Source organism: Microbacterium sp. P2_F9, from assembly GCF_056403635.1.
In genome coordinates, this window is sequence record NZ_JBFUFC010000246.1 from 1 (window position 1) to 4,623 (window position 4,623).

The following is a 4,623-nucleotide window of genomic DNA, read 5'->3' on the forward strand; positions in this document are numbered from 1 at the left end:
GAGCTGAACGCCCCGCCGTCCGGCTCGCGGTCGACCAGCACGACGGGCACCCCGGAGTCGCGCAGGCGCTCGACCGCGCCGAGGTCGTCGGTCACGGGGGTGATGAGCACCCCGTTCACCCGCTGCTCGCGGAAGAGGTCGAGGTAGGCGCCTTCCCGCTCGGGGGTCTCGTCGCTGTTGCCGACGAGCACCGACAGCCCGTCCTCCGCCGCACGGTTCTCGGCGCCGCGGACGATCTCGGCGAAGAACGGGTTGCCGACGTCGAGCACGACGAGTCCGATGCTGCGGCTCCGGCCCGCGCGCAGCTGCCGCGCGGCGTCGTTGCGCACGAAGCCCAGCTCCTCGATCGCCAGGAGCACCCGCTCCACGGTCGCCGGCGCGACTTTGGAGGGCGTGTTGAGCACGTTCGACACAGTTCCGACCGAGACGGATGCCGCGGCCGCGACATCCTTCACACTCACCGCCATATCGAACCCTCCCTGGTGGTGATCATCGCAGAACTTGCGCGCGCGCCGCGGACAGCTCGGCCAGTCGGTCAGCGATCAGCTGCTGCAGCTCCGGGCCGGTCTGGTGGAAGATCGCCTCCCCGAGATCGCGGCCGGGCTTCCACTGGATGTTCGTCTTGAACGCGTGCGCGGCAACGGGTTTCCCCGCCTCCAGCACGTCGAGGATGAGACGGTACGCCTCCGGATCGTCGATCACCGCCGCGAGGCTCGAGTCGAATCCGACCTGAGCCGGCGGCAGCGCCGCGGGCGCGGCATCCACCTCCCATTCGTAGATCCCCGAACCCACCTCGAACGTGCGCCCGTCCGGCAGCTCGACCGTGGCGGTCGTGTTGGGCGGGATGGTGGCTTCGATGAGGATGCGGCCGCCGGTGCGCGTCCAGGCCGCACGAGCCCGGCCGTAGGGGGTGAGGTGCTCGGCGGAGGCGGAATCGATGCCGTCCAGCGGGTGCGGCGCGATGCGGATTCGCTCGTAGCCGGGAGCATCGGGGGCGAGCCCCGCGACGACCCGGTGCAGCCAGTCGCCGATGGCGCCGAACGCGTAGTGGTTGAACGACGTCATCTGGCCCGGGTTGATCGTGCCGTCGGGGAGCATCGAGTCCCAGCGCTCCCAGATCGTCGTCGCGCCCATCGTCACCGGGTAGAGCCACGAGGGGTTCTCGGTCTGCACGAGCAGGCGCCGCGCGGTGTCGAGGTGCCCGGTGCGGGTCAGCGCGTCCTGGATGATCGGCGTCCCGACGAACCCGGTGCCGATCTTGTAGCCCGACTCGCGAGTGAGCTCGGCCAGGCGAGCGCCCAGCGCCGGGATGAGCGAGGCGGGGGCGATCTCGAAGACGATGGCCATCGCGTACGCCGTCTGCGCGTCGGAGACCATGCGGCCGGACGGCGTCACGTACTCGTCGAGGAAGGCGCGACGCACCTCCTCCGCGACCGCCGCGTAGTGCTCGGCGTCCGCCGAATCACCGAGGAGACGCGCGGCGCGTGCCACGGCATCCGCCGACCGGAACAGGTAGGCGCTCGCGACGATGTCGCCGTCGGTCTTCGCCCGCGCCGGCTGATCCGGCGGAGCGTCCGGGTCGAGCCAGTCCCCGAACTGGAATCTGCCCTCCCACAGCCGGCGGTCACCGGCGATGTCGAGCAGCACATCGGTCCAGGCCTTCATACTCGGATACTGCCGTTCGAGGGTCGCCACATCGGCGTAGCGCTCGTTGAGCACCCAGGGCACCACGGTCGCGGCATCCCCCCACGCGGCGGCGGGACGGGCAGCCCCCAGCACGTTCGGCACGACGAAGGGCACGATTCCGCCCTCGTGGGCCTGCTCGAGGGCGAGGTCCCGCAGCCAGGAGTCGAGGAACCCGCGCACGTCGTAGAGGAAGCTGGCGGTCGGAGCGAACACCTGGATGTCGCCCGTCCAGCCCAGGCGTTCGTCGCGCTGCGGGCAGTCCGTCGGCACGTAGAGGAAGTTTCCCTTGAGGCCCCAGACCACGTTCTCGTGGAGCTGGTTCACAAGGACATCGGATGTCGCGAACCAGCCGGTTCGCTCCATGTCGCTGTGGATCACCACGGCCGTGACGGCTGACGGGTCGAAGACGCCAGGCCATCCGGAGATCTCGGCATAGCGGAACCCGTGGAACGTGAACTCGGGCTCCCACTCGATCTCACCGCCCGCGAGGGTGAGCTGGTCGGTGGCGGCGGCGTCGCGCAGCGGCCGGGTGCCCAGCTCGCCGTGCTCGAGCACCTCGGCGTGGCGCAGGACGATCTCGGTGCCGGCGGGCCCGGTCACCCGCAGCCGCAGCCGGCCCACCAGATTCTGGCCGAAGTCGAGGACCGTCTTGCCCGAAGGAGTCGTGATCACCTCGACCACGGCGAGCTCTTCGAGCCGACGGACGAACGGCGAGACCCGCGCCTCGGGCACCACCACGGGGTCCTGCTCGGCGACGAGGGCCCAGCCCGACTCGTCGTAGCCGGCGTCGGCGAATCCCCGGCCATCCGCGTCGACCAGCACGCGGCGGGCGTCGAAATGCTCACCGTCATAAAGGCCGCTCACCGTGATGGGGCCGGTCGATCCGCGCCAGGAGTCATCGGTCTTGACCCACTCGGAGCGCCCATCGGCGAACTCGAGCAGCAGCTGTGCGGCGAATCGCGGCTGGTCGCCGTAGATCAGCCGGGCGTTCTCGCGGAAGCCGAAGCGCTCGGTTCCCCATGCACCCGCGAGCCGCACGCCGAGCGCGTTGCGTCCGTCGCGCACCAGCGCGGTGACATCGGTGGTCTCGTGGATGGTGCGGAACTGGAACGGCGTCCACCCCGGCTTCATCACCTGGTCGTCGACATCCGCGCCGTTGAGCGCGACCTGGTACACGCCGACGGCCGTCGCGTAGAGGGTCGCCCGCGCGAGCGCCGACGTGACGTCGAACTCCGTGCGCAGATAGCCCGGCTGGCCGATCTCCGCCGGCGCGGCGAGCCCGATCGTCGCGGCGTTCCATTCGTCCGCGAGGAACCCGGCGAAGATCCGCCGCGGTTCGCTCCACTCGCCCTGACCGCCGTCCGCTCCCGTCACGCGGACGCGCAGCGCCACCTCTTCCCGCGGGGCGAGCGGGGCGAACGGCCACGCGATCTGGGTCGACGCCCTGCCCTCCACGATGTGCGACGCGACAGCGCCGGCGCGGTCGAGCTGCAGTTCCGCCCGAGCCTGACGCCAGTCCGCGGCATCCGTCTCGGTGATCCAGCCGATGGTCGGCTTGGCCGAAGCGACGGTGTCGCTCCGGTACGGCGCATCGACGATGACGCGCGTGGTCAGGTGGGTCATGCCATTCCTCTGTCGTTCCTCGGTCGTTCGGGTCAGACGGCGACGACGGCGCTCGGGCGGGCCACCGCGGGCGCGGTCACCGCGATCCGATGCGTGCCGTGGGACAGATCGCCGGATGCCGGGGCCCCGTCGATCGTGATGATCGAGGCGTCGCTGACCGGCAGGTCGAGCACGGCGCGAGCGCCGAACGGCACCTCGAGAGTCGCCTCGAACACATCGTCGACAACCCGCCAGTCGATCGCCAAGCGTCCCAGCCGGGTCTCGATCGATGCGCTCGCGTGGTCGAGGCCTTCGGCCGGCCGAGGGGCGACGTGCACCGTCCGGTAGCCCGGGTCGAGGGGATCCGGGGCGAGGCCGCCCACCGTGCGGTAGACCCAGTCGATCATCGCGCCGTAGGCGTAGTGGTTGAACGAGAGCATGCTGCCCTCTTCGCGATCCGCCTCCTCGCTCGGCATCGCGTCCATCGCGCCGGAGTGGATGCTGCCGTCCGGAAGGATCGCGTCCCACCGCTCCCACACTGTCGTCGCACCGCGATCGACCTGGTAGAGCCAGGATGGCGCATCTCGCCGCAGCAGCATGAGGTAGGCCTCATCGAGGTAGCCGTTGCGCGAGAGCGCGAAGAGCACGAGCGGCGTGCCGAGGAAGCCGGTCGCGATACGGCCGTTCTCCCGGCGGACGTCTTCGGCGAGTCCGGCGGCGATGCCCTCGCGTCGCTCAGCCGGTGCGAGATCGAACTCGAGCGCGAGAGCGGCTCCGGTCTGCGTCGTGATGGCGACGTCGCCCCAGGTCTCGAAAGTCGCCGTCGCGACGCGGCCGGCGAGGTCCTCGTAGTCGGCCGCGCGCTCCGGGTCGCCGACGAGGCGCTCCGCCTGCGCGAGCAGCCGCGCGGAGCGCACGTAGAACGCATTCGCGACATAGTCGCTGGACACCTTGGCTTCCCAGGGGCGGTCGCCAGGGGCGTCCGGATCCAGCCAGTCGCCGTACTGGAACGGCTCGGTCGGGAGCACCACGCCGTCGCCGGCACGGCGGCGGAGATGGTCGACCCATCGGCGCATGCTGTCGAGCTGGCGCACGAGGATCTCGTCCGAGCCGTACGACTCGTAGACGGCGAGCGGCACGATGGTCGCGGCATCCGCCCACCCGGCCCGGCCCATGTTCTCGGTCGGCACGCCGCCCATGAGCATGTCCACCGGACGGATGATGTCGGGCACGACCGATGAGACGCCGCCTTCGTCGGTCTGGTCGATCTCGAGGTCGCGCATCCACGACATCCAGAACGACTCGGAGTCCATCAGGGTCGACGCGGTGGCGCTG

General features: G+C 70.6%; 3 protein-coding genes. All 3 read right to left on the minus strand.

Features of this window, described 5'->3' with window-relative positions:
* On the minus strand, positions 1-467 hold a 467-nt coding region (locus AC1DVT_RS18020; RefSeq protein WP_477390518.1), incomplete at its 3' end, for a LacI family DNA-binding transcriptional regulator.
* A gap of 22 nt (positions 468-489) precedes the next feature.
* Positions 490-3,309 carry a family 78 glycoside hydrolase catalytic domain gene (locus tag AC1DVT_RS18025; protein WP_477390520.1) on the minus strand — a complete coding sequence of 940 codons (2,820 nt, stop codon included), beginning with the start codon at positions 3,307-3,309 and terminating at the stop codon, positions 490-492.
* A gap of 32 nt (positions 3,310-3,341) precedes the next feature.
* A partial coding sequence (locus AC1DVT_RS18030; RefSeq protein ID WP_477390522.1) for an alpha-L-rhamnosidase-related protein occupies positions 3,342-4,623 on the minus strand: 1,282 nt, incomplete at its 5' end.

Excerpts from the sequence above, each read along its gene's own strand:
- AC1DVT_RS18025 (WP_477390520.1), bottom strand. The coding sequence starts at position 3,309 with ATGACCCACCTGACCACGCGCGTCATCGTCGATGCGCCGTACCGGAGC.